This window comes from Telluria sp. ZB4P34 (assembly GCF_059686055.1).
The window spans coordinates 127,757-151,844 of sequence record NZ_JCASIF010000004.1 but is presented as its reverse complement, the minus strand read 5'-3'; the positions used below and the strand labels follow the sequence as shown (position 1 = coordinate 151,844).

Genomic DNA, 24,088 nt, shown 5'->3' with positions numbered 1-24,088 from the left:
ATCATTGGTGGGTATCGGACGGCGGCAGGACGGCATCGTCGAAGCGCTCCACCACGACCTGCTCCACCTTGAGCGGAACGGTGTCGTGGTAGTGCTCTTCGTGCCGGACGCGCGTGATGTGCAGTTCCTCCTTGATGCGCAGGCGGCGTTCGACCACCAGCACTTCCTCGAGGATAGGCACGACGAGCGTGTCGCCTTCGTAGCGGGTTGCAGGTGCCTCTTCCAGCGCGACGATCCGGTCGACCGGGACATGGCGGACGTCCACCTCGTCGCGCGCGAGGCGCTCGTCGATGGTGACTGCCTGTTCGGTGACCGTCTTGTGGATGCGAACGCCGCGGCCGGTGTCGACGACGCGAGTGCCGACCTCCAACTGCTCCTCGGCCAAAGGAATACGCAGGTCTCCCTGTGGCGTGTTCTGGGGAATGGTGCTGGACATCTGGTGGCTCCTCGCGTCGCTGCTTTCAGAGCGAACGAGGTTACTCCAATCCCTCCGGGGCTCGCGCACCCTTGACGCGCGGAATGATGAGTGCGCCGCAGGGGCGGCGCCGGATCAGGCGAAGGGGTTGTCGACGGTCTTCACGTCGGGTGGCGGCAGGCGGTCCGGAAGCTCGCGCGCCTCGAGCGCGGCGACCACCGCGCCCAGCTGCGCGTGCAGGCGCCGCGCCGCCTCCAGACCAGCCTTGTCGGCGGTGAGGTCGAGGTCGCCCGAGATGGTGATGCGGTCGAGACGGTTCTCCAGCATCAGCTTGCCGATCTCGAGTACGTCGGCTTCATTGGCAAAGGGCGTGAAGGATTTTTTCGGACTCATGTCATCTCCGCGGGGCAGTTCCGGGGTTCAGTTTCGCTTATTGCGTTGGCGGATCTTCGGCAGCGCCAGCATCCGCTCCTTCTGCTGACGGCTGAGCGATGGCAGCAGCTCGATGCCGACGATACGCTCGAGCTCGGCCACCGGGACCACATGGATCGGCGCGTCGCCGCGGTTCTCGACGAACCAGGCGGCAGCGGCCTTCTGGCGGGGACTGTACACCACCTTGTACAGGTGGCTCGGTACGATCACGTTGCCGACCTTGCGCAGGCTGTTGCCGAGGAAGGCCGGCCCGGTGATGACGTACAGCTGCCCTTCCTTCCTTGCCATCTTGCGCACCGCGCCCTCGATCGGCGCCCAGATATGGCGGTTATGCTCGCGGTCCTGCGGCACCATGTTCGCCAGCGAAAAGCTTTCGCGCTGGGCACGGCGGTCCGGCATGTCGCCGTTCGGCGCCAGGTGGCCGCGGTCGAAGCCGCTGCGGGCATAGTCGGACAGCTCGGCGCGCTGCGCGCGCGGCAGGCGTGGCTCCGGGTGGAAGGCGTTGTCGCGGTCCAGTCCTTCGGCGGCTTCGAGCTGGTTCACGGCCAGGTGTTCGGCCGACCACAGGGCGGTCCGGGTAACACCTGAATGCATGACGCCGAACTCGCTGTAGCACAGTTCACGCGTAGCGGCAGCCAGCTTCGGGTTGCGGATCTCGGGCGGACGGCCGTCGAGGTAGTGATCGGCGCAGCTGGCGGCCTGGACAGCGGCGCCGGCAAGCAGTCCGGCGACAATGGCGGCGCCTTTGATGCGGGCCAGGATGGAACGGAACATGATCGTGTACAGCTACTCAATGATTCGATAGCGCGCATTGTAGCCGAGTGCTGTTGAGAACCGTCAAACAAACGCTTGAGGGGAGCGCGCACGATTGAGCACGATTGAAAGTCCTTTTCCTGCTGGAATGGGCTACACTTTCGTCTTTCTCACAATATTCCTTTTGGGAAATTAACCCGGAGCGAATGAACCGTCCGCCGATACCCGAGGACTTGCGCCGTTTTGTACTGACGAGCATCCCCTCCGTGCCCTTTCTCGAAGCGCTGCTGCTGCTGCGCGCCGATCCTGGCCAGCAATGGTCCGGGGAGATGCTGGCGCGCCGGCTGTACACCAGCGAGCGCACGGCCCAGGGCCTGCTCGACGAGCTGTACCGTTCCGGCATGGCCAGTCCCTGTCCGACGCCACATGAAGCGTCGTACTGCTATGGCCCGGCGAGCGACACGATGCGTGAACGCATCGACGGCCTGGCCGAGATCTACGCGCGTCATCTGGTGGACGTTACCAACATCATCCATTCCACACTCGACCGGAAGGCGCAGCAGTTCGCCGACGCCTTCCGCTTGCGAAAGGATTCCTAGATGGGCGAACTCATCTATACGCTTTGCATGCTCACCTCGCTGGCCTGTGCCTGGCTGCTGTTCGCCAGCTACCGGCGCACCCGGTATCGGCTCCTGTTCTGGAGCGCGCTGTGCTTCGCTGTCATGACATTCAATAACCTGTTCCTGATTTTCGACAAAATCGTGTTCCCGAACGTCGACTTCATGCCGCTGCGCGTGATCAGCGCCCTGCTGGCCTGCCTGCTGCTGCTGTACGGACTGATCTACGAGAAGGAGTGAGCCGATGGTCCAACTGATGTACGGTGCGATTTCGATGGCCTCGCTGACCATCGCGCTCTTCTTCCTGCGCTTCTGGCGCAACACCGGCGACCGCTTTTTCCTGTATTTCGCCCTGTCCTTTTTCATCGAAGGCCTGCACCGGGTCTATTCGGCCGTATTGAACGAGGCGGGCGAGGATTCGCCGCTGCATTACCTGATCCGGGTGGTTGCCTACGGCATGATCGTGTGGGCGATCGTGGAGAAGAACCTCCCGCGCCAGGACCGGCGCGACTGAATGCCTGGCGTGCGCCCGCGCGGCGGGCCGAGGGCGATAATGAAGCCACGAAAAACCCTCAACAGGAGGACAGCATGGCGTCACCCAGCGAACCAGAGAACAGACAGCCCACCCCACAGGACAATCCGGCCGCAGGCGGCGGCCAGGACCAGCGTTCGGACAACCTGCTTCCGGGCGAGGAAGGAGCCGAGGACGGTCGCTTCGACGTGGCCGAGGAAGTCAGTCTCGACCAGCACTCGGACGAAGCGCGCCGGGTCGGCCAGTTGCCCGAGAACGGCATTGCCGGCGCCGTGCCGGATGCACTGAAGACGCCGGTGCCTTCGCAAGGCGTTCCCGACAAGGAGTGATGCGCTCCGGGCCGCGCAACGCGGCCTGGCCGCCTCCTGGCCAGGTCAAACCCGGCGCAGGCGCCCCTCACGCCCCGGTTTCCCCACCCATGTTCACGCCCATCTTCAGGCCCTCGATGGTATGCGCCTGGCGGATCGGCTCGAGCTGCTCCACCACGCGGCAGGCCAGGTGGCGGCGCACGTCTTCCGGCAGGCTCTCGTAGTAGGCACGCGACATCTGCAGGTCGTGCTTGATGGCGTTCGTTGCGTCCGGCGCGTCGGCGCCCAGCACCAGCACCGGGCGCGAGAGATGCGAGCGGTTGGCGGTGCCGCGGTGGATCGTCAGCGCCGAGCGCGCGGAGATGTCGCCCACCTTCGGCAGCTTGCGCTGGGCTAGCGCTTCATAACGCGGCCACAGGGCCTTGTCCGGGAACATCTGGTCGCCCTCATACAGGTCCCACTGGGTGCCGGGCGCGATCTCGAACGGCCCCATCTCCTCGGTCACGTCGACGGTGGTCATGTTGAACGCGAGCGAGCTCAGACGCCGTCCCTGCGCCGTCTCGGGCGGCGATGCGAAATCGCGGTGCCAGGGCTGGTGCATGGCGCCCGGCCCGGGCACGTCGAAACCGACTTCGACGATGCGGTACTCCGGTCCCAGCACCGCGCTGCAGACCGCCCTCACCCACGGGTGGCTGGCGATCGCCAGGAAGGAGCGCAGGCGCTCCGGGTGCACCTCCACGTAGTAGCGGTTCGGGCCGCGGTTGAGGGCCCCGCCCTCGCGCCCGAGCGCTTCTTCGAACAGCCGGTCGATGTCGGCGCGCAGTTCCGCGATCAGCGCGGGCGTGAAGGCGCCGCGGCAGGCGATGATGCCGTCGCCGTACAGGCCGCGCATGATGTCGGCCACCTCGTATTGCCCGCCCTGCTTGAGCTTGTCCATCCTGACCTCCTTGTCCAGTTCCTGCCCGCGGCACCGGCGCCGCGCACGCCATGTTTCGCGCAGATACTACTGGCAATTCAGGCAGCGTGGCGCAGGCCCGGCAGCGGGCGCCAGGAGGCGTTGACAGGACGCCATCAGGACCGTAGCTGGCGCTGGGTCATCGGGCGCAGCGATGTGGTGCGCGCCGCCCGGCCCGCCGCCATGCCCGCGTCGAACCACTGTAGCGGCCAGCCCGGCGGCCTGCCAATTGTGCGCGCCCCATGCTGCCCGGACCGCACACTGTCGCCTCGCAGTGTTCAAGGAAGGTGGAGTGGCGGATGGAGTTCTTACTGACTAACAATGACCTGGAAAACTGGACGCTGGCCCTGGGCGTCTGCATTGGCGCGACCGCGACGATGTACCTCGTGCGCGTGCTGTTCCTGCGGCGGCTGGGCGAGCTGTCCGGGCGCAGCGCGACGCGGATCGACGAGCTGGTGGTCAAGATGCTGCGCCGCACCTACCTCGTGCTCCAGCTGGCGATCGGGGTCTACCTGGCCAGCATCTTCCTCGTCATGCCGGAAAGCTGGCGCCTGGTGGTATCGCGGGTGGCGGTCGGCTCGCTGGTCCTGCAACTGGGGATCTGGGGCGACGTCGCCCTGCGCGGATGGCGCAGCCAGCTGCTCGCCACGCCAGGCGACGGGGCCCGCAAGGCCTCCAGCACCATCCTGTTCTTCATGCTGCGCCTCGTCGTGTGGACGGTCGCATTCCTGATGATGCTGGATAACTTCGGCTTCAACATCACCACGCTGGTAGCCAGCCTCGGCATCGGCGGCATCGCGGTCGCCCTGGCGACCCAGAACATCCTCGGCGACCTGTTTGCCTCGCTGTCTATCATGCTCGACAAGCCCTTCGAGATCGGCGACTTCATCATCGTCGGCGACGCGCTCGGCGCGGTCGAGTACATCGGGCTGAAGACCACCCGCCTGCGCGGCCTGGGCGGCGAGCAGATCGTATTCTCGAACGGCGAGCTGCTGCGCAGCCGTATCCACAATCACAAGCGCATGGCCTCGCGCCGGGTCGCCTTCGTGCTGCGCGTGGCCTACGGCACCAGCGAAGCGCAGGTGACCGCCATTCCGGCGATGATCCGAGCGATCGTCGGCACGCGCGCCGACGTCGACTTCGAGCGCGCCCACTTCTTCCGCTACGGAGACTGGTCGCTCGATGTCGAGGTGGTATACCACTTCAAAAGCCCGGACTATATCCTGCACATGGACGCCCAGCAGGATATCCTGCTGCGGATCTACCGCGCCTTCCAGCGCGAAGGCATCCAGTTCGCCCACCCGCTGTCGGTGGTGCGGGTGGCCGACCACAAGGACCCGGCAGGCGGCTGGACGCCGGCGGCCGCAGCGCCCGGCGTCCAGATGAAGCACTGATCATGGTCCGGCGCCGCGGTGCTATGCGCCGGACCGGTCCTACAGTGCCTGGCCGGACAGTCCTATTCCGTGGCCGAGCTCGCCGCCCTAAGATGGACCCGCCTCTTCCGTAATATACCGACCGCAGGACGCGGACGGCGGGCGGAAGGGACTTCGACCAACCCTGTCATCGATAAAGGAGACCATCATGGCATCGAACAATCAGGGAAACAGCAAACGCGGCGTCGCGTCCATGGACAAAGAGCAGCAGCGTGAAGCCGCTTCGCAGGGCGGCCGCTCTTCCGGCGGCGGCCGTGCATCGAGCGGCGGCAACGCCCAGAGCGGCAACGGCGCCAATTCGCAGAGCGGCAATTCCAGTAACCGCGGCTTCGCCTCGATGGACCCGCAACGCCAGCGCGAGATCGCCTCGCAGGGCGGCCGCGCCGCCCACGCATCGGGCAATGCCCACGAGTTCACTTCGGAAGAAGCACGCGAGGCCGGCCGCATGAGCCACAAGAACGACGGCAACCAGCAGAGCGGCAATCGTGGCAACGGCAGCGGCAACGGCGGCGGCGACAACGGTGAACGCGGCGGCAAGCGCTAGACGCGGATCCCGATCCTCACACAAGCGACAGCCGGAGGGGCGTCCCAGGACGCCCCTCCGGCCTTTCTACATCCGGGATCGGACGAGCGCACAAAAACACGGCGGCGCTACCCGCAGGTGCGCCGCCGTGCCGTCGCCAGCCAGCGTCCCGTCCCGGAACGCTGGCCGCTTACCCTGTCAGGCCGTCTTCGCGACCGGTGCCGCGCTGGCCTTCACCGGCACTGCCTTGGCGGCGTCCGGGGTGGCCGGCAGGCGCGCGTGGCGGCCCGGGACGGCATTCGTGATCAGCTCGTGCATCCGTGACGCGGTCAGGTCCCAGGAGGTACCGGCCACGACTTCGCGCATGCGCTTGGCCATGCGCTCGCGCTCGCCCTGGCCCAGCGCCAGCTGGCGCTCGCAGGCTGCGATGAACTGTTCCGGGGTCTCGGCCACGGCCACCACATCGCCGTACGGCACCTTGACGTCGGTGATCGGGGTGGACACGGCCGGCAGCTCGGCCGCCATGTATTCGAGCACCTTGGTCGGCGAAATGAACTTGGTCGAATCGTTCATGGCGAAGGGCAGCAGGCACACATCCCAGCCGGCCAGGAATTGCGGCAGCTGGTCGTAGGTGCGCTGACCCATGTAGTGCACGTTCTGCTGCTTCGGCAGCGTCGCCGGATCGATCTTCACGACCGGTCCGACCATTACGATCTGCCATTCCGGGTGCGCGTCGGCCATCTTCGAGACCAGCTCGACGTCCAGGCGCTCGTCGATCACGCCATAGAAGCCGAGGCGCGGACCCGGGATGTGGGCCTGGTCGGAGTGCGAGATGGTGCGGTCCTGGGCCTGGCGGAAGTGCCGGGCGTCGACGCTGCTCGAGAAACAGTGCGCGTTCGCGTGGCGGTCGCGCTTGGACTGGTACAGGCTCGGGCCGCCGGTGAAGACCACGTCGGCCATGTTCAGCAGCGCGCTTTCACGCTGCAGCAGCTGCTTCGGCGCGTTCTTGAACATCGCCAGCTCGTCCATGCAGTCGTAGACGATCTTGGAAGGATTCAGGCCCTGCAGCAGCGGCAGCGCCATCGGGGTATAGAACCAGACCACCGGCTGCTCGCCTTGCGGGACGATGTCGGCCAGCAGGGTCTGCAGGGTCGGGATCTGGTCGTCGTGGAAGCCTGGTGCGTGGATCGCGGTATGCGGACGGCACACGGTGATGTTCGGCGCGACCGCCGTCTTCTTCAGGTATGCCTGCCCTTCGCTGTACACCGGTTCCTCGACAAACACGATATCGTAGTGTTCCGCCAGACGGGTCATCAGGTGCTGTGGACGCTGGAAGACAAAATCCCAGCGCAGGTGGCAAAACACGATCAAGGTCGGCATATTCAGTTCCTTTCGCCTTCGTGGCGCTATAGTTGTTGGCAAAGCCTGGCAGTTCTTCTCTCGACGCCAGTCCCCGGGTACGCCATCCGCCCTGCGGCAGCGTACCGGACCCTCGAATCGTAACATGCAAATTTTCCAATATTTTCATTTATGCATTGCAATATTTCTACTATGAAATATTGCAAGCAGTTGTTACAAGTCGTCGCCATAGGGAGTCCCAAGAGCTGCCAGAGTTGCTGTAGGGCGCTTCCTACACTTTTACAGGAAAATCCACTACGAACGTTCATCGCTCTTTTTACCTTGCACGAGCGCACCGCCCTGCCAGGTGCGCCAACGGGCCGTGTTTGATACGGTAGAAATGTGTGTGGACAGTGCTGGATCACAGCGGAAAGTGCTGCCGCGCCGTCATTCAGGCGGTCTGCGGCGGCCGCAAGCTGGCCGCGCAGGTTCTGCCGGTCAGCCGGGCAGGTAGGGTTCGGCGCCCTCGGCGTGGCCGTCTTCGCTGAAGCCGGATGCGATCGACACGCCTTCCAGGCCCAGCGAGAGCAGCGCATCGCACAGGTTGTCGATCTCCGCGCCCAGGTCGGCGGCGAGGTCGACCGGGGTTTCGACGCTGCCCCACGGGGTTCCGCCGTCGAGCGCGTACAGGTTGACGCGCAGGATAATGTGCTCGCCCGCATCGAGCGGGGCGACCGCCGCATGCACCCGGTCCGGCTCCAGGTCCTTCGCCGCCAGGGTGCGCGCCACGTCGGACAGGATCCCGAGCGTGGTCAGTTCGCTGACGCCCTGTTCCTTCGCGCCGTAGAACAGGTCCTGGTAGAGGAAGTCGACGTGCACGGCCTCCGGATCGGCTGCCAGGAGGCGCCGCACCAGCGGTGCGGCGCTGAAGGTCCAGGCGCGGTAGCGTTCCTCGCGCGTGGCGTACCAGGCGTCGGCGCCGGCTTCGTCGCCTGGCACCGCATAGAACGGGTCGTCGGTGCGCTTGAGCGAGAAGCCGAGCAGGAAGCGCAGTTCCAGCGCCGATTCGTCGGGAGCGAAGCGCTCGCCGGTCCAGCCGCGGATGCTGGCCTCGATGGTCGGCGCCGGCTGCAGCTTCTTTTCCAGCAGCGACGCGGCCGCCTCGCGCAGCATCTCCTGCAGCGTCGAAAAGGACACGTGGTCGATTTCGGCCAGGTCGTAGGCATGCTGCACCAGCACCAGCTTGCCGCCCGCGCTTTCCAGTCCGGCCGGGTGGAAGCTGGCCGCCAGCGCCTCGAAGGCTTCGGGGTCCTGGAAGGTCTGCGCGGCCTGCAGGCCGCCGGTGCTGCGCACGAACAGCGGAATCAGGAAAGCGTCGATCTCGTATTCGGCGCCCCCGCTGATGCCGCTGATGCCGCCATCCTTTCCTCCTTCGCGGCGCAGGCGCAGGTTGGCCGCCTCCTCCTCGATGCGGCTGCGCAGCAGGCGGCAGGCTTCCGGGTCGGTGTAGCGCGCCAGCTCGATCGCTTCGTACAGCGGCTCGTCGCGCTTCTTGCGCAGAAGCTTGCGCAGCGCGCCGAGCAGTTCCTCCTCGCGCTCATCGGCACTGCCGAAGCCGGGCGCTTCCTCGCGCTCCGCAATGGCCAGCGCGAGGTCGGCGAGCTCCTGGGCCACCGCGGCCTTGTCCGGCTCGCGCGGGTTGTTGGAGGTGCGGGGCAGCGGGCGCTTGTTCTTCATGTGAATGGGTCGGTAATGGTGGAGATGCCATGTTAGCGCATTGGCAGGGCATCGCGCGGCCCGGACGCGCCGCGGTGTTATGCTTCAGCCAGGACAACCATGGAGCGCTGCGATGCTCGACCGATTCTTCAAGCTGACCCAGAGCGGCACCGACGTCCGCACCGAACTGCTGGCCGGGCTCACCACCTTCCTGACGATGGTGTACATCATCTTCGTCAACCCCTCGATCCTCGGCGATGCCGGCATGCCCAGGGAGTCGGTATTCGTCGCCACCTGCCTGGTGGCCGCGCTGGGCACGGCGGTGATGGGCCTGTACGCGAACTACCCGATCGCGATGGCGCCGGGGATGGGCCTGAACGCCTATTTCGCCTACGCGGTCGTACTCGGCATGGGCGTGGCCTGGCCCGCTGCGCTCGGCGCCGTGTTCATTTCCGGCTGCCTGTTCATCGTGGTGTCGCTGCTGGGCCTGCGCGGCATGATCGTCAACGGCATCCCGAAGTCGATGCGGGTCGCCATCACGGTCGGCCTGGGCATGTTCCTGGCCCTGATCGCGCTGAAGAACGCGGGCATCGTGGCGGCCAGCGAGGCCACCCTGGTCAAGGCCGGCGACCTGCACAGGCCGGAGGCGATCATGGCCATCGCCGGCTTCTTCGCCATCGTCGCGCTCGACCGCCTGCGCGTGAAGGGCGCGATCCTGATCGGCATCGTGCTGGTGACGGTCCTGTCCTTCTTCTTCGGCGGGAATACCTACAAGGGCGTCTTCTCGGCGCCGCCCTCGCTCGCACCCACCCTGCTCCAGCTCGACATCAAGGCCGCGCTGTCGGTCGGGATCCTGAACGTGGTGCTGGTGTTCTTCCTGGTGGAGCTGTTCGACGCCACCGGCACCCTGATGGGCGTGGCGCGCCGCGCCGGCCTGCTGGTCGAGGGCAAGATGGACCGGCTGAACAAGGCCCTGCTGGCCGACAGCGGCGCCATCGTCGCGGGCAGCGTGCTGGGCACCTCGAGCACCACCGCCTATCTGGAAAGCGCCTCCGGGGTCCAGGCGGGCGGGCGCACCGGCCTGACGGCGCTGACGGTGGCGGTGCTGTTCCTGGCCTGCCTGTTCATCGCCCCGCTGGCCGGGGTGGTGCCGCCCTATGCCACCGCGCCGGCCCTGCTGTTCGTCGCCTGCCTGATGCTGTCCGACCTGGGCGAGGTCGAATGGGGCGACTCCACCGAAAGCATTCCGGCCGCCGTCACCGCGCTGGTGATGCCCTTTACCTTTTCGATCGCGGAAGGCATCGCCTTCGGTTTCATCACCTATGCCGTGCTGAAGCTGCTGACCGGGCGCGCCCGCGACGTGGCGCCGGTCGTGTGGGTGATCGCCGCGCTGTTCACCTTCAAGATCGTCTACGTGGGCACCTGAGCCGGCCCGATGCGCTTGAATGTGTCACGAAGCATCGTTTTGTGGCCTCATTGCGCTACAATGTCGCGCATCCTGTCGGCAACATGATGCTTATGAAATCTCTTCGATTCCTGCTCTCCGCGCCGGTGCTGCTGCTCTGCGCCGCCCCTGGCCATGTCCTGGCCGGTCCCGACCTGCCTCCCGTTGGCGATGTCCACGCCCCGCTCTCCGTCGCCCTGCCCGAGATTCCCGAGGGCGGCTGGTTCACCTCGGCCGAACTGGGCGCCATCACGACCTCCGGCAACACCACCGGCACCTCGATCACCGGCAAGATCGACGCGCGCCACGAGACCGCCTACTGGAGCCACGAGTTCGTCGTCAGCGGCTTCTTCAAGGAAGACGAGTACGAGGACGAAGACGGCAAGCTCGAGCGCAGCAAGTCGGCCGAGCGCTTCGCCGTCTCGGCCAAGGCATCGCTCAAGCTGCTGGGCGAAGGCCGGCGCGCCTTCGTGCTCGGTTCGCACGTCAACGACCGCTTCGGCGCGTACACCCGCTATTCGTCGCTGGCCATCGGTCACGGCTCGCGCTGGCTCAATGCCAGCGACAGGACCCTCGACGTCGAGATCGGCCCGGGCTATTTCGCCGGCGAGCGCGCCACCGGGGAAGACGAAAGCGGCCTGACCGTGCGCGGCGCGGCCCAGTTCCGCTGGCGCGTCAGCCCCTCGGCCTTCTTCGCCCAGACCGTCAGCGTCGAGAAAGGCACCTCGAACACCCACTCAGTGGCCGAGACCTCGCTCAGCACCAAGATCAATTCGACCATGCAGATGAAGGCAGGCTTCAGCGCGCGCAGTGACACCAGTGTCCCGGCCGGCAAGAAGAACACCGATACCCAGACCTCGCTGACGATGGTCTATTCCTTCTGAAGTCGAGCGGGCCGGCCCTCCCTAGCGGGCAGCCGGCTGGGCCGGCGCGGACGTGCGGGGCGCGCCGATCGCTACCAGGGCCAACAGGCTGAGCAGCGCGGCGGCGGCCAGGTAGTAGCCGACGAAAGCCAGGCCGTGGTTCGTGGCCAGCCAGGTCGCGATGTAGGGAGCCAGCGAGGCGCCCAGGATGCCCGCGAAATTGAAGGTCAGCGACGCTCCCGTGTAGCGCACCTCCGGCGGGAACAGCTCGGCCAGCAGGGTGCCGAGCGGACCGTAGGTAAAGCCCACCAGGCACATGCCGAGGATCATGAAGCCCGCCACCGAGACCATCGTGCCGGCGCCGAACAGCGGACCGAACAGCAGCCCGAACGCGGCGATCGCCCCGCTCACCAGCATCAGCGCCATGCGCCGCCCGTAGCGGTCCGCCAGCAGCGCCGAGGGCGGGATGGTCAGACCGAAGAACACGACCGCGACCAGCTGCATGGTCAGGAACTGCTGGCGCGAAAAGCCCAGCGCCGTCGTGCCCCAGCTGAGCGCGAACACCGTCATCAGGTAGAAGATCACGAAGGTCGCCAGTGCCGTGACGGTGCCGAGCACCAGCGCGCGCCGGTGGTCGCGGAACACGGCCAGCACCGGCACCTTGACCCGCTCGTTGCGGTCCAGCACCTTCTGGAAATCTGGCGTCTCGGTGATCTTCAGCCGGACGTACAGGCCCACCAGCACCAGCAGTGCGCTGGCCAGGAAAGGAATGCGCCAGCCGTAACTGAAGAAGTCCTCGTCCGACATCAGCTGGCCCAGCAGCAGGAAGGTGCCCCCCGACAGGAAGAAGCCGATCGGCGCGCCCAGTTGCGGAAACATGCCGTACCAGGCGCGCTTGCCGGGCGGCGCGTTCTCAGTGGCAAGCAGGACCGCCCCGCCCCACTCCCCGCCCAGGCCGAGGCCCTGTCCGAAGCGGCACAGGGCCAGCAGCAGCGGCGCCAGCGTGCCGATCGAGGAATAGGTCGGCAGCAGGCCGATCAGCACCGTGGAAATGCCCATGGTGAGCAGGGCCGCCACCAGGGTGGCCTTGCGTCCGATGCGGTCGCCGAAGTGTCCGAACACGGCCGAGCCGACCGGGCGCGCGAAAAAGGCGATGGCGAAGGTCGCGAGCGACTGCAGGGTGGCGGCGGCCGGATCGGCGGCCGGGAAGAACAGCCGCGGGAACACCAGCACCGCGGCGGTCGCGTAGATATAGAAGTCGTAGAACTCGATGGTGGTGCCGATCAGGCTGGCGAACAGGACGGTGCGCGGCTTGTTCGCCGCGACTGGCGGGGCCGACCCGCTCATGCGGCACCGGCCTGGGCCAGCGCCACGCGCACCTCGTCGCTCGATACCGGGCGCACCACGCGCGCCACTTCACGACCGTCCTGGAGCACGACCACGGTCGGCCACAGCTTGATGCGGAACGAGCGGCCGAGCGGACGGCCTGGTCCGTCCTCGACCTTCACGTGCCGCACGCCCTTGCTGCCCGCGAGCGCCTCGTCGATCAGGGGCTCGGCGGCGCGGCAGTAGCCGCACCAGTTGGCGCCGAAATCGAGCATCACGGTGCCCGGCATGGCGTCGACGGCGCTGCGTTCGGGCTGGGCGGTTTCATAGGGTGCGGACATGCGGGTCTCCTCCATCTGTGCGGGGTGCTGTTGATATCGCAAGCGTACCTGAAAATGTTGCCGCTGGCACGGGTGGGTAGGTCGATCCCGCGGCAGTCTTGCGGCGCAAGGTGAAACAGCGTACGGAAGGGCACCACGGGGACTGGCACTCTGGCTGCAGGCAAAGTGATCAAGGAGGCAATCATGTCCGACAACCTGCAAAACCGTGGCGCGCAAGACCGTGCCCGCATCAACGTCAACGAAGAATGGGAAGTGCGTCACTGGACCGAGGCGCTGGGCGTGAGCAAGGAAGAGCTCGAGCGTGCAGTGAAGCAGGTCGGCCCCAGCGCCGAGGCGGTGCGCGAGCACCTGAAGCGCCACTGAGGCCCTGACGGCATGCCCGTGGGCGGAGGCAGCCCAGGGGTGGCCTGCATCCCCGCAGCATCGCCTTGCGGCGCGGCCCATGCGCGCCGGAATGGCGCGACGCCCTCCGGACGGACGCGCTATCTTGGACGCCCAGTTCAAGCACGGCGTCGCATCCCTGCGCGCCACCACCGGAGAAGCGCATGAACCAGCCAAAGCAGCAGCAGGAACCGCCGGGCCTCGAGTCGGCCCTCGACCCCAAGGCCGACCATGGCGAATCGAGCTATGTCGGTTCCGGCAAGCTGAAGGACAAGGCGACCGTCATCACGGGCGGCGACAGCGGCATCGGCCGCGCCGTCGCGCTGGCCTTCGCGCGCGAGGGCGCCGACGTGCTGGTGTCCTACCTGAACGAGCACGAGGACGCGCAGGAAACCGCGCGCCTGGTCGAGGAGGCGGGCCGGCGCGCGGTGCTGGTGCCGGGCGACCTGGCCGATCCGGCGCACTGCCGCGCCATCGTCGAGCGCGCCGTGGCGGAATTCGGGCGCATCGACGTGCTGGTCAACAACGCCGCCTTCCAGATGAGCCGTGATGCGATCGAGGACATCCCCGATGAAGAATGGGACTACACCTTCCAGGTGAATATCACGGCGATGTTTCACATCTGCAAGGCTGCGGTGCGCCATATGCAGCCGGGCTCGTCGATCATCAATACCACCTCGATCAACTCCGACAATCCAAAGCCGACCCTGCTGGCGTATGCCGCCACCAAGGGCGCGATCGCCAATTTCAGCGCGGGCCTTGCCCAACTGCTGGCCGAAAAGGGCATTCGCGTGAACTCGGTGGCGCCGGGCCCGATCTGGACGCCCTTGATTCCGGCCACCATGCCGCCTGACCAGGTGGAAAGCTTCGGCCAGCAGGTGCCGATGAAGCGCCCCGGCCAGCCGGTCGAGGTGGCGCCGGTCTACGTGCTGCTGGCATCGCAACAGGCCAGCTACATCTCCGGCGCGCGGATCGCGGTGACCGGGGGCACACCGATCCTGTAGGAATGGGCGGCACGATGGGCCGCCGCGAGTGTGACGAAAAGGCAAGCACCCAGGCGAAGCTTCTGTTAAGCTTGCCTGCATTGCCATTTTGCAATGCCAACGCTTTGTCCTCGCGCGCACCGGCGAACGCATGTCCCCATGAAAACACGCACCTACCTGTTCCTGATGGCCGCCGCCATCTTGATCCCGGTCGCGCTCGCGTTCTGGATCGGGGTGTCAATGCTGCTCGACTGGGAGCGGGCGTCGCGCATCCACCGGGTGCAGGAGACGGCGCGCGCCACCGCATTGCTGGTAGACCGGGAACTTGCCGTGAAGGAAGCGCTGCTGCGCACGATTGCCAGCTCGGAAAGCCTGGCGCTGGGCAACCTGCCACGGGTGTATCGTCTTGCCGAGCGGCTCAACGCCAGCGACAGGCAGTCGTGGACTACCTTGGTTGACGAGCAATATCGCCCCTTATTCAACACCCTGCTGCCCTACGATACCGAGCTGAACGGCCAAGCCCGGCATTTCGCCGAGGAAGTCCTGCGCACCAACAAGACCCGCGTGTCAGGCTACTTCCTTGGCCCCACGTCGCGGCGTGGCGTCGTGTCGGTGGACGTGCCCTCGCCGCCTGACCAGCGCCCGCGCTATGTCGTGAGCCAGGTGTTCGACGCCCGCTATTTCGAGCGCGTGTTCACCAACCGTGCGCTCGAGCCGACCTGGCTGGTCGGCATCTTCGATGCGGACGGGAACACGATCGCACGCAACCGGCATGGAGCACGCCTTGCCGGCAAGCCGATGCATCCCGAGATGCGTACAGCGGCGCGGCATGCGGGAAGCGGCGTGCTGCGTCACGTGACGCACGAAGGCACCGAGGTATATGGCATCTATACGCGCTCGGCGGCCAGCGGCTGGACCATCGTGATCGGCGTACCGGTGGCCGACATCGAATCGGCGGCCCGCACTGCCGCTACCTATGCCACGCTGGCCCTGTTGCTGCTGATGGGCATGGCCCTCCTGATCGCCTCCTTCTTCGGGAACAAGCTGTCGGCAGCGCTGCAGCAGGCCGGCAGCGTGGCCAACTCGCTCGCGCGCGGCGCCATCGCCAAGCCGCGCCCGACCAAGGTCGACGAAGTCGACGCCCTGCTCGACGGCCTGCACTACACCAGCGAGGCGCTGTCGCGCGAAAGCGCGGCGCGCCAGGCCCTCCAGCACGAGCGCGAACAGCTCCTCCTGAGCGAGCAGCGCGCGCGCCGCGTGGCCGAGGCGCAAAGCCAGGCCAAGGACGGCTTCCTGGCCATGCTCGGCCACGAACTGCGCAACCCGCTGGCGGCGATCTCCGGAGCCATGAGCGTACTCGACATGCCGAACCTCAAGCCGGAACTGGCGGCCAATGCGCGCGAGATCAGCCGCCGCCAGATGCGCCACCTGACCCGCATCGTGGACGACCTGCTCGACGTGCAGCGCATCCTCTCGGGCAAGATCGTCCTGCAGCGCACGCCTGTGAACCTGGGCGAGGTGCTGCGCTCCTGCGTCGAGGCCAAGCGCCTGATCGACGCCGGCAACCATGGATGGGAAACCGAATTCGGGCCGGCATGGGTGGACGGCGACCGCACCCGCCTGGAGCAAATCGTCGACAACCTGCTGCACAACGCCATCAAGTACACTCCGGCCGGCGGGCGCATCGGCGTGCGCTGCAGCGTGGAAGCGCATGAAGTCACGGTGGAGGTCAGCGACACGGGCGTGGGCCTGGCGCCGGAGCTGCTACCGGTGATCTTCGACGTGCTGGTCCAGGGACCGACCAGCATCGACCGCGCCCAGGGCGGCCTCGGGCTCGGCCTGGCCCTGGTCAAGGAGCTCACCGCACTGCACGGCGGAAGGGTATCGGTGCATAGCGAGGGGCATGGCAAGGGCTGCGTGTTCACCCTGGCCTTCCCGCTAAGCGCGGGCGGCGCGCCTGGCGACGCGCCTGCCGAACCGAGGGTCCGTGCCAGCCTTGACCCGGCCTGATCCGGTTCGCACCTGTAAATCCACGGCTTCGCCCATACCTGTCCGGTATCGCACGTTCCATGGATCCACGCTATGCGAACCTTTCTGCGCAGTCTGCTGTTTGCCGTTCTCCTGCTTGCCGCCTGGGGCCTGTTCGAACCGTGGGCCCGGCATGCCGTGTACGCGATGCGGCTGGCCGCGATGCCAGCTCCCGCGGCCCTTGCCATGCCGGTGAGCGGCGTGCGGCCGAAAGCCCTGGTTGACACCTGGCATGCGGCCAGGAGCGAAGGCCGCAAGCACGAGGGCATCGACATCTTCGCCAGGCGCGGCACGGCGGTGCGCGCCGCCACCGAAGGCATCGTCCTGCGGGTCGGGAACAACCGTTTGGGCGGCCAGGTGGTGTGGGTGCTGGGGCCGGGCGGCCAGCGCCACTACTACGCCCACCTCGACCGCTTCTCGGACCTTGCGCCGGGCATGCGGGTCGAGCAAGGCCGGCTGCTGGGCTACGTGGGCAATACGGGCAATGCCAGGACCACGCCTCCGCACCTGCACTACGGCGTGTATGGCGCAGGCGGCCCGCTCAACCCGTATCCCTTGTTGAAGGATGGACCGCCGCGCGCGGCCTTGGCGGGCGCGGCACCCTAGATGATGTCGTCTTCGCCGCTGGATGGCGGCGGAGGGGGCGGCGCAAACTCCGGCAGGGGTACCGGCTGTACCGGCACCGGCTGCACCGGCTCGGCCGCGTCCTCGTCCTCGATCGGGGCAGGGTCGGGAACCTCCTCGTCGGCCGGCATCTCGCCTTCGAACTCCATCTCGTCCTGGCCTTCCTCGACGTACTCGGGCTCCTCGGCCGGGCGCGGCGGCGGCGGCCGTCCGCCCGGCAGCAGGGCGTTCGGATCGACCCGGCCGCTCTCGATGGCCGAGCGCATGAAGTCGCCCACCAGCAGCAAGGCGTTGTGGCCGCCCTGCCCCCAGTAGCTGCTGCGCATGGCCACGCGGTTGTCGTTGAAACCCACCCAGGCGCCCGCTACCAGGTTCGGATGCATCAGGATGAACCAGCCGTCGGTATTGTTCTGGGTGGTGCCGGTCTTGCCGGCCACGTCGCCCTGCACGCCAAAGCGGTAGCGCACGCCGCCGCCGGTGCCGCGGTTGACCACGCCGCGCAGCATGTCGATCAGGGTCACGGCCGCTTCCTGCGACAGCGCGCGCTCCGGCGCCGCCGGCGCGAAGTCGGCGATCGTCCTGCCTTCGCGGTCGGTGATGCGGCGCACCAGCACCGGCTTGCGGTATTCGCCCTGGGCCGCGATGGTGCTGTAGGTGCTGACCATCTCGAGCAGGGTCACCGGGCTGGTGCCCAGCGCCAGCGAGGGCACCGCCTGCAGGCGGCTCTGGCGCACGCCCATGCCCTGGGCCAGGCGCACGATCGGATTCACCCCGACCTGCTGCATCACCTGGGCGGTGATGGTGTTCTTGGAGTACACCAGGCCCTCGCGCATGGTCATGCTGCGCCCGCTGTTGCCGGACATGTCGGTGGGACGCCAGACGGTGCCGCCGACGCGGATGTCCTGCACCACGTCGCGGTAGGTCTGGTCCGGCGGAATGCCGCTTTCCAGCGCCGCGGCGTACACGATCGGCTTGAAGGTCGAACCGGGCTGGCGCGCCGCCTGGACCACATGGTCGAACTGGTCGCGCTCGAAACTGCGGCTGCCGACCCAGGCGCGCACTTCGCCCGTATGCGGGTCCATGGCGACGAAGCCCGCTTCCAGGCGCGATTTGTTCGCCTTCAGCTCACGCATGAAGCCGCGGTCTGCCTTCAGGCGCTTCAGCGCGGCGGCCGCAGCCTCGCCGTCTTCGACCGCCTGGCGGTACTCGCCGCTCTCGCGCACGAAGGCGTCGAGCGTGCGCGCATGCGAGCTCCAGTAATACGCAAACGGATCGACTTCGTCGCGCATGGACGTGTACATGCCGGTCGACGTCGAACGCGGCATGCCGGCATACGCCCACTCCACATCGGCGATCGCCTGCAGCGTGTTGGTCTGGCGCTCCACGGCGCGCACGGCCGCTTCCTGCAAGTCCTGGTCGAGCGTCGTGTGCACCACCAGGCCGTCGAGCTGCAGGTCGTAGTCGTTCTGCTCGGCCCAATCGAGCAGCCACTTGCGCACGTAGGCCGTGAAATGGTCGTCCTTGCCGCTGCGGTCGTTCAGGCGCGCGAAACGCACGCGCAGCGGACGCTTCGCCAGCTGCCGGTAGCGCTCTTGCGTGAACGCGCCGTGCTTGGCCATCTGCGACAGCACCACGTTGCGGCGCAGCTTGGAGCGCTCCGGGTTGGCCACCGGGTTGTAATAATGGGTGCCCTTCAGCATGCCCACCAGCGTGGCCGATTCCAGCACGTCCAGCCTGGCTGCGGACTTGCCGAAATAGGTGCGCGCCGCCATCTCGATACCATAGGCGTTGTAGAGGAAAGGCACGGTGTTCAGGTAAGCCTCGAGGATCTCGGTCTTGCTGTAGGTGTTCTCGATCTTGATCGCGGTGATCAGTTCCTTCATCTTGCGGTTCACGCTGCGTGCGCGGCCGATCTCGTCGGGGAACATATTGCGCGCCAGCTGCTGGGTAATGGTCGAGCCGCCCTGCGGGTCGCCCTTGAGGGTGGCGACCAGTGCCCCCGCCACGCGGCGGAAATCGACGCCGTGGTGGTCGTAGAAGCGGTGGTCCTCGGTCGAGATCAGGGCCTTGATCACGTGCGGCGACACCTGCGACAGCTTTACCCGCTCCTGCAGGCCTTTCTCGAAGCTGCCGAGTTCCTTGCCGTCGGCGGACAGGATCACGGTCGGGCGTGCGGTACTGGCCTGGCGCAGGTCGTCGATGCCGGGGGTAAGCGGGATCAGTATCACCAGGTAGAGGAAGAAGGCCATCAGGCCGGCAGCCAGCGTCCACAGCCCGACCAGCAGCACCTGCTCGGTGCGCGAACGGCCGCGCAGGCGCGCCTGGGCCAGCGAGACCCCCGCCTGGGCGCGCCCGCGGGCGCCTTCGAACAGGCGCCTGCCATGGCCCTTGAGCCCGCCGGCTCGGCTGTCGGGCCCCAGCTGGGGTTCGGTCTTTTCTTCCTGGTTCACTATATACGAGTCCTTGCTGCGAATGCCGGCATCACGGCCGGCTTGCCGGCGCTACCTATGGGAGAAGTATAGCCGACCACTGCCGCGCGCACGGTCCGGCTTGCGCGGCAAGCCGGCGCACCCGGCGTTCCGGGCCGTACCGGATGCCTGGAAATCCGCTATGATCGCGCCATGCATCCGAATCCCGATCCAGCGCCCGACAGCGGCCAGTCCATGCGCGTGCTGCGCCAGTTCCGTATCGTGTTCAACGCCGTCAAGACCCATTTCCGCCAGGTCGAGCGCGAGGCCGGGGTCGGCGGCGCCCAGCTGTGGGCGCTGTCGGTCATCGAGCGCCATCCCGGCATCGGCGCCACCGGCCTGGCGCGCGAACTCGACATCCACCAGTCGACCGCCAGCAACCTGGTGCGCAGCCTGGTGGAGCGCGGCTACGTGAGCGGCAGCCGCGAAGGCGCCGACCGCCGCACCGTCGCCCTGTACGTGCAGCCGGCGGGGCGCGAGATCCTGCAGCGCGCCCCGATGCCCTTCGCCGGGGTGCTGCCGGACGCGCTGGCCAGCCTCGACGCGGCCACCCTGGATCAGCTGGAGCAGAACCTGGATCGCCTGATCGCCGAGCTGGGCGTTGACGACGCCGCCGCCACCACGCCGTTGTCGCAGCTCTGAGGCGCCAGCGCCTGTCTGACCGATTGCAGAGTCAATGGAACGACGTGTTCGGGACAAACGTAGGGTGGTCGGCTTGGCCGACCGCGCGTCCGACAGGCGCAGGCGCAGTCGTGCCGCATGCCTGGGCTGAACGACAGGCGCAGGCGCAGTCGTGCCGCATGCCTGAGTGAACGACAGGCGCAGTCGTGCCGCATGCCTGGGCTGAACGCGCGGTCGGCGGAGCCGACCACCCTACGGAGAATCGCGGGCTCTGCCCTGGCTTCGGTCGAACAGGCCTAGCCGGCGTCGAAGATCTCGCTGGCGACCCGCGCCAGGTCGTTCATGCCACCGCCTGCCGCCAGGTGCCGGCGCAGCAGGCCGGCCTGGCCGCCCTCCTTCATCAGGTCCTCGATCACGGCGCAGGCCTTGCCGAAGCCCGGGTCGCGCGAGCGCCGGCCGAGCCGTTCGAGGTCGCTGCGGATCACCTCGCACACTGGCCTGGAAGCGCCGGTCTCGGGGTCGATCCAGTTGGCGGCCACCCCGTCGCGCGCCGCATTGAAGCGGTTCCAGGTGTACAGCTCGCGGCTGCCGTTGGTCGGCCAGGCGCCGGCGGCGTCTGCGAACTCGAGGCACAGCTCGCGCGCGTAACAGGCCAGCGCCGCGGCGTACACCGGCTTCAAGGGCGTGTCGAGCACGCGCAGCTCGATGGTGCCGTACTCGGGCTTAGGCCGTACGTCCCAGTAGAAATCCTTGATGCTGTTGACGATGCCGAATCCCGCCAGCCGCTCGAAATAGTCGCGGAAGTCCTGCCAGCTGCGCAGGTCATGCGGCTGGATCCCGCTCATCGGGAAGGCGCCGACCACGTTGCTGCGCGAACTGCAGAATCCCGACACCTCGCCTTGCCAGCACGGCGAGTTGGCCGACAGGGCCACGAACAGCGGCGCGCGCTGGGTCAGCCAGGCGCACAGGCGCACCGCCTCGTCGGCCGTGCCGGCGCCGATGTGCACGTGCATGCCGAACACGGTGAACAGCTTGGCCAGGTAGCCGTACTTGCGCTCCGACTCGAAGTAGCGCTCCTTCGGATAAATGCGCTGTTCGTTCCAGCGCTGGAACGGGTGGGCGCCCCCGCCCGAGACCGCGGCGCCGACCTCGAAGGCGGCGCGCCCCACGGTGCTGCGGATGTGCTCGAGCTGCTCCTGCGCCTCGCCGAAGCTGCTCAGGATCGAGGTGGCCACTTCCAGCATCGAGGTGGTGATCTCGGGCGTGTGCACCCAGGGCTTGTCATGCTTGTCGAGCACGCGCAGGATATCCGGCGCGGCCGGGAACAGGTCGTAGGTGAGCCGGTCCAGCACCATCAGTTCGAGCTCGATGCCCATGGTTCCCACGGTCGAGGGCGTGAAATCGGGCAGGAAAGCCGGGCCCTGCCCCGACACCGCGCGGGCCTGCGCCTGCGCCAGGCGGGCCGTCTCTTCGTCGTTCAAGGGTGCGCTCATGCGTTCACCTCCTTCTTCGGGTGGTCCTGGTCGCTGCGCTCTTCGTGGGGCGCTGCCTGGCGGTAGGTCTCGCCCGCCATGCGCAGGCCGAGCCAGGTCAGGCCGGGCGCCAGCAGTACGTTCAGCGCCAGCAGCGCTCCCATCAGCTCGGTGGACACCGTGTCCAGGCCTGTGTAGGCATTCAGCGTGGTGTCGACCACCAGTCCGCCGTAGCTGACCAGCGAACACATCGACAGCGCCATCGCATGCTTCTTGTTGCGGTCCCAGGCGGTGGCCGGCCATAGAGCCAGGCGCGTGGCTGCGATCCGCACGGCGAACACGGCCAGCGCCGCCAGCAGCGTCCACCCCTGGGCCAGGCCCTGCAGGTCGACCAGGGCCGCCGACATGAGGAACAGGAGCACGTAGCCGATGTCCTGGGCAGTCTTGAGCTGGGCCTGGAACACGTTGTCGCGGCGCTCGGCGTTACGCAACAGCAGGCCCATCAGCAAAAGCGACAGGAGCGCGCTGGCCGACGAGATCGAGCATAGGCCCAGGTCGATCAGCAGCGCGGCCAGCAGCATGCCGGGACGCATCGTCGCCGGCACCTTGCACAGCCGGGTAGCGGCCGCGTACAGCCCGTAGGACAGCAGCGCGATCGCGGCTCCCAGCACCAGCTTGCCGCCCTGGCGCACCAGCTCGGAACCGAAATCTGTGGCGGCGTCGATCCCGTGGCTGCGGGTCCAGGCCATGGTGACAGCCAGCATCAGCAAGGCCACCAGGCTGCTCAGGCCCACCATGTTGGCGGTGGCGAAGGTGCTGGTGCCGCTGGCATTCTCGTCGGCCACCATCGAATTCACGATGACCGGATTCACGGCGATCAGGATCGAGGCGATGAACAGGGCCGCGCTCCAGGGCAGTCCGAGCAGGCGCACGACCAGGGCCACGGCGGCCAGGCGGGCCAGCGTGGCCAGCAGCAGGCTGCCGCCCTGCCGGCCGCTCCTGAGCAGCCAGGCCAGGTCCATCTTGCGCCCGACCTCGAACAGTACCAGCGCGGTCGCCGCATTCAGCAGTTCCTGGAACTGGGCCAGCAGTGGCCGGTCGATCAGCTCGCCGCCGCTGGCGCCCAGCAGCAGGCCGGCGAGCACTGCGCCGTACAGTTTCGGCACCTTGAAGCGCTGCAGCAGCATGCCCAGCACCAGCGCCAGCATCAGGCCGGCGCCCAGCACGGCCAGCGGCGAGAGCAGCCACAGGGGCGTCGAGAGTTCCTCATTCATGGCGGGTCTCCCAGGCATGGGCCAGCTTGCTCAGCTCGCGTTCGGTCAGGACGGCGCGGCCCTTCGTGAGCGCGGCCGCCCCCGGGGCGCTCGCGGCCGGCAGCTCACTCGAGATCCGGGCGCGCATGATGCCGCCCTCGCCGGGCAGCGGAATCCACAACTGGCCGTGCAGCGCCGGGCCCTCTTTCCAGACGGCCAGGAACTTGGCGCCGGTGCGGTCGCCTGCGATGGCCGGTTCGACCAAGGTGAACGGACGCAGCCATTCGGCATTCGGGTAACGGCGCGCCAGCAGCACCTGCATGGCGCTGCGCTGCTCGAGCCTGGCGTCGTCGCGCGAATGCTGCAGGGGCAGCTGGGCCTGGCCCAGGTTGGCGCTGCGCAGGTCGAAACAGGCGCCCTCGCTGGCCCAGCGCCAGCTGTCGGAGCCGAGCACGCGCGGCTTGCCGTTGGTGGCGTCGAGCCAGGCGACCATCAGGGTCGAGCGCGGCGGCGCCGGATTGGCGGCGTCGACGGCGCGTACGGCCGCCAGCACCTCGGCCCAATGGCCGGCCTGCCAGTTCCGCGTCGGAATGCGGTCGGACGGACGCCAGCGCCACAACACCGCCGACCACTGGCCGTCGGCGCGGCGCCAGACCGAGCCGGCCTGCACCACGCCGCCGGTCTCGACCCGTGACGATTGCCCGCTCCAGGCGCCGTTCCACGGCGGCAGCACTGCGCCCATGGCGGCGCCCAGGCGGTGCCAGGCGATGGCGGCGCCAGGCAGGCAAGCGCCGGAGGGCGCCGGCAGTTCGTCCCAGTAGAGCATTTCGATGCGCTGGCTCCAGGCACAGCGGCGCAACGCAGGCGCGCCGAGCGCGGCCGGGCCGGCGTCGAGGGGTGCGCTGCAGGCGCCGGGGCGCGAACCGCTGAGCGCCGGGAAGTCGGCCGCAGCCGGCACGGCCGGCAGGCGAGGCGCTGCCTGCGCTGGTACCGGCATGCACAGCGCAAGGACGGCGGCGCATACAGGAGCCAGGCTCTGCGGCGGGCGGTGGGCGACGATCCGGGCTACGCCGCTCGTCGGGGAGAACAGTGTCGTCAAGTTTCCTCCGGTGGGTCGCGCAGGTGAAGCGTGCAGCTTGCCTGGCGGTGGGCCGGCAGGGGCGCGCCGTGATACCAGCCGCGCCAGCCGCTGCACCAGGGCCGCGGTACCGAAAAAGACCCCCGGCGCGAGGCGGGGGATGAAAAGAAACGGACTGAGCCGC

25 protein-coding genes are annotated in these 24,088 nt (G+C 67.7%); 13 read left to right on the top strand and 12 right to left on the bottom strand.

Going from position 1 to position 24,088, the window contains the following annotated elements; genetic code table 11:
* Window position 1: 1 nt before the first annotated feature.
* The 3 genes from AC56KL_RS09690 to AC56KL_RS09680 all read right to left on the bottom strand — a co-directional run bounded on the left by AC56KL_RS09690 (window position 2) and on the right by AC56KL_RS09680 (window position 1,621).
* A complete protein-coding gene (locus AC56KL_RS09690; RefSeq protein WP_497179942.1) occupies window positions 2-436 on the bottom strand; it encodes a YsnF/AvaK domain-containing protein in 435 nt (144 codons plus the stop codon).
* Between the two features lie 114 nt (window positions 437-550).
* Window positions 551-808, bottom strand: coding sequence for a hypothetical protein (locus tag AC56KL_RS09685; RefSeq protein WP_497179941.1), 258 nt, complete (start codon window positions 806-808; stop codon window positions 551-553).
* Window positions 809-835: 27 nt separating this feature from the next.
* On the bottom strand, window positions 836-1,621 hold the full coding sequence (locus tag AC56KL_RS09680) for a DNA/RNA non-specific endonuclease (protein WP_497179940.1): 786 nt from the start codon (window positions 1,619-1,621) through the stop codon (window positions 836-838).
* A 104-nt stretch (window positions 1,622-1,725) separates the two neighbouring features.
* Between AC56KL_RS09680 and AC56KL_RS09675 the strand changes: the two genes are divergently transcribed.
* The 4 genes from AC56KL_RS09675 (at window position 1,726) to AC56KL_RS09660 (ending at window position 3,078) form a co-directional block, all read left to right on the top strand.
* Window positions 1,726-2,199 carry a hypothetical protein gene (locus AC56KL_RS09675; RefSeq protein ID WP_497179939.1) on the top strand — a complete coding sequence of 158 codons (474 nt, stop codon included), beginning with the start codon at window positions 1,726-1,728 and terminating at the stop codon, window positions 2,197-2,199.
* Window positions 2,200-2,457 carry a DUF5985 family protein gene (locus tag AC56KL_RS09670; RefSeq protein ID WP_497179938.1) on the top strand — a complete coding sequence of 86 codons (258 nt, stop codon included), beginning with the start codon at window positions 2,200-2,202 and terminating at the stop codon, window positions 2,455-2,457. It begins immediately after the preceding gene.
* Window positions 2,458-2,461: 4 nt separating this feature from the next.
* Complete coding sequence (locus AC56KL_RS09665; protein ID WP_497179937.1) at window positions 2,462-2,731, top strand: DUF5985 family protein; 270 nt, start codon at window positions 2,462-2,464, stop codon at window positions 2,729-2,731.
* 74 nt (window positions 2,732-2,805) lie between these two features.
* Window positions 2,806-3,078, top strand: coding sequence for a hypothetical protein (locus tag AC56KL_RS09660; protein ID WP_497179936.1), 273 nt, complete (start codon window positions 2,806-2,808; stop codon window positions 3,076-3,078).
* A 67-nt stretch (window positions 3,079-3,145) separates the two neighbouring features.
* On the opposite strand, the gene AC56KL_RS09655 is transcribed toward AC56KL_RS09660, so the two are convergent.
* Window positions 3,146-3,994, bottom strand: a complete 849-nt coding sequence (locus tag AC56KL_RS09655; RefSeq protein WP_497179935.1) for a phytanoyl-CoA dioxygenase family protein — start codon at window positions 3,992-3,994, stop codon at window positions 3,146-3,148.
* Between the two features lie 317 nt (window positions 3,995-4,311).
* Here AC56KL_RS09655 and AC56KL_RS09650 point away from each other — a divergent pair, with 317 nt between their 5' ends.
* Together AC56KL_RS09650 and AC56KL_RS09645 are read left to right on the top strand one after the other, a co-directional pair.
* Complete coding sequence (locus AC56KL_RS09650; protein ID WP_497179934.1) at window positions 4,312-5,406, top strand: mechanosensitive ion channel family protein; 1,095 nt, start codon at window positions 4,312-4,314, stop codon at window positions 5,404-5,406.
* Window positions 5,407-5,593: 187 nt separating this feature from the next.
* The gene (locus tag AC56KL_RS09645) at window positions 5,594-5,989 is read left to right on the top strand and encodes a KGG domain-containing protein (protein ID WP_497179933.1); all 396 of its coding nucleotides are present in this window, start codon (window positions 5,594-5,596) and stop codon (window positions 5,987-5,989) included.
* Window positions 5,990-6,166: 177 nt separating this feature from the next.
* On the opposite strand, the gene AC56KL_RS09640 is transcribed toward AC56KL_RS09645, so the two are convergent.
* Complete coding sequence (locus tag AC56KL_RS09640; protein ID WP_497179932.1) at window positions 6,167-7,348, bottom strand: glycosyltransferase; 1,182 nt, start codon at window positions 7,346-7,348, stop codon at window positions 6,167-6,169.
* 456 nt (window positions 7,349-7,804) lie between these two features.
* Window positions 7,805-9,043, bottom strand: coding sequence for a hypothetical protein (locus AC56KL_RS09635; RefSeq protein WP_497179931.1), 1,239 nt, complete (start codon window positions 9,041-9,043; stop codon window positions 7,805-7,807).
* Window positions 9,044-9,155: 112 nt separating this feature from the next.
* On the opposite strand from AC56KL_RS09635, the gene AC56KL_RS09630 reads away from it, so the two are divergent.
* Both AC56KL_RS09630 and AC56KL_RS09625 read left to right on the top strand, forming a co-directional pair.
* Window positions 9,156-10,448, top strand: a complete 1,293-nt coding sequence (locus tag AC56KL_RS09630; RefSeq protein WP_497179930.1) for an NCS2 family permease — start codon at window positions 9,156-9,158, stop codon at window positions 10,446-10,448.
* 92 nt (window positions 10,449-10,540) lie between these two features.
* Window positions 10,541-11,350, top strand: a complete 810-nt coding sequence (locus tag AC56KL_RS09625) for a DUF481 domain-containing protein (protein ID WP_497179929.1) — start codon at window positions 10,541-10,543, stop codon at window positions 11,348-11,350.
* Between the two features lie 21 nt (window positions 11,351-11,371).
* On the opposite strand, the gene AC56KL_RS09620 is transcribed toward AC56KL_RS09625, so the two are convergent.
* Window positions 11,372-12,676, bottom strand: a complete 1,305-nt coding sequence (locus AC56KL_RS09620; protein WP_497179928.1) for an MFS transporter — start codon at window positions 12,674-12,676, stop codon at window positions 11,372-11,374.
* On the bottom strand, window positions 12,673-12,996 hold the full coding sequence (locus AC56KL_RS09615) for a thioredoxin family protein (RefSeq protein WP_497179927.1): 324 nt from the start codon (window positions 12,994-12,996) through the stop codon (window positions 12,673-12,675). The genes AC56KL_RS09620 and AC56KL_RS09615 overlap by 4 nt, the downstream gene beginning before the upstream one ends.
* Before the next feature lie 183 nt (window positions 12,997-13,179).
* On the opposite strand from AC56KL_RS09615, the gene AC56KL_RS09610 reads away from it, so the two are divergent.
* The 4 genes from AC56KL_RS09610 to AC56KL_RS09595 all read left to right on the top strand — a co-directional run bounded on the left by AC56KL_RS09610 (window position 13,180) and on the right by AC56KL_RS09595 (window position 16,994).
* Complete coding sequence (locus AC56KL_RS09610; protein ID WP_027864044.1) at window positions 13,180-13,359, top strand: DUF3606 domain-containing protein; 180 nt, start codon at window positions 13,180-13,182, stop codon at window positions 13,357-13,359.
* 182 nt (window positions 13,360-13,541) lie between these two features.
* Complete coding sequence (locus AC56KL_RS09605) at window positions 13,542-14,381, top strand: glucose 1-dehydrogenase (RefSeq protein ID WP_497179926.1); 840 nt, start codon at window positions 13,542-13,544, stop codon at window positions 14,379-14,381.
* A 138-nt stretch (window positions 14,382-14,519) separates the two neighbouring features.
* Window positions 14,520-16,370 carry a sensor histidine kinase gene (locus AC56KL_RS09600; protein ID WP_497179925.1) on the top strand — a complete coding sequence of 617 codons (1,851 nt, stop codon included), beginning with the start codon at window positions 14,520-14,522 and terminating at the stop codon, window positions 16,368-16,370.
* Window positions 16,371-16,442: 72 nt separating this feature from the next.
* Window positions 16,443-16,994: a M23 family metallopeptidase gene (locus AC56KL_RS09595; protein WP_497179924.1), complete on the top strand. Its 552-nt coding sequence runs from the start codon at window positions 16,443-16,445 to the stop codon at window positions 16,992-16,994.
* Here the strand turns inward: AC56KL_RS09595 and AC56KL_RS09590 are convergent.
* Entirely contained in the window at window positions 16,991-19,462 is a 2,472-nt protein-coding gene (locus AC56KL_RS09590; protein WP_497179923.1) for a penicillin-binding protein 1A, read from the bottom strand. The genes AC56KL_RS09595 and AC56KL_RS09590 overlap by 4 nt on opposite strands.
* A gap of 171 nt (window positions 19,463-19,633) precedes the next feature.
* On the opposite strand from AC56KL_RS09590, the gene AC56KL_RS09585 reads away from it, so the two are divergent.
* A complete protein-coding gene (locus tag AC56KL_RS09585) occupies window positions 19,634-20,122 on the top strand; it encodes a MarR family winged helix-turn-helix transcriptional regulator (RefSeq protein WP_497179922.1) in 489 nt (162 codons plus the stop codon).
* A 275-nt stretch (window positions 20,123-20,397) separates the two neighbouring features.
* Here AC56KL_RS09585 and AC56KL_RS09580 read toward each other — a convergent pair whose 3' ends face one another.
* Genes AC56KL_RS09580 through AC56KL_RS09570 form a run of 3 tightly spaced genes read right to left on the bottom strand, consistent with a single transcriptional unit; the run spans window position 20,398 to window position 23,925 of the window.
* Window positions 20,398-21,594 carry a YbdK family carboxylate-amine ligase gene (locus AC56KL_RS09580; protein ID WP_497179921.1) on the bottom strand — a complete coding sequence of 399 codons (1,197 nt, stop codon included), beginning with the start codon at window positions 21,592-21,594 and terminating at the stop codon, window positions 20,398-20,400.
* Entirely contained in the window at window positions 21,591-22,847 is a 1,257-nt protein-coding gene (locus AC56KL_RS09575; protein WP_497179920.1) for a cation:proton antiporter domain-containing protein, read from the bottom strand. Before AC56KL_RS09575 ends, AC56KL_RS09580 begins: the two co-directional genes overlap by 4 nt.
* Window positions 22,840-23,925 (bottom strand): hypothetical protein, encoded by a 1,086-nt coding sequence (locus AC56KL_RS09570; RefSeq protein ID WP_497179919.1) that lies wholly within the window; start codon window positions 23,923-23,925, stop codon window positions 22,840-22,842. The genes AC56KL_RS09575 and AC56KL_RS09570 overlap by 8 nt, the downstream gene beginning before the upstream one ends.
* Window positions 23,926-24,088 lie beyond the last annotated feature (163 nt).